Origin of the sequence: Pseudomonas crudilactis (assembly GCF_013433315.1) — a bacterium.
GTDB lineage: Bacteria > Pseudomonadota > Gammaproteobacteria > Pseudomonadales > Pseudomonadaceae > Aquipseudomonas > Aquipseudomonas crudilactis.
In genome coordinates, this window is record NZ_WXVV01000075.1 from 1 (window position 1) to 286 (window position 286).

The 286-nt window shown below is 41.6% G+C and carries 1 rRNA gene; it reads right to left on the reverse strand.

Annotated features, from left to right (window positions below):
* Positions 1–226: 226 nt before the first annotated feature.
* Positions 227–286 (reverse strand): 16S ribosomal RNA (locus tag GTU76_RS29845); the annotation flags it as partial.

Below are 286 nucleotides of genomic sequence, written 5' to 3' on the forward strand. Positions count from 1 at the left end.
TCGAATTTCTCAACTAAGAGAACTCACAAATTTTACCTTAGCCTGATCCGTTACCAGTGAAAGTAACGTTCAGTCTATCTTTCTATCACATACCCAAATTTTTAAAGAACGGTTCTGAAAAAGATCAGAGCTAACTATTCGATTCGAATATTTAGCTCTGCACTTTTACAAACGCATGAATCAAGCAATTCGTGTGGGAACTTATGGAGCAGCTGATGTCGTCGATTAAGGAGGTGATCCAGCCGCAGGTTCCCCTACGGCTACCTTGTTACGACTTCACCCCAGT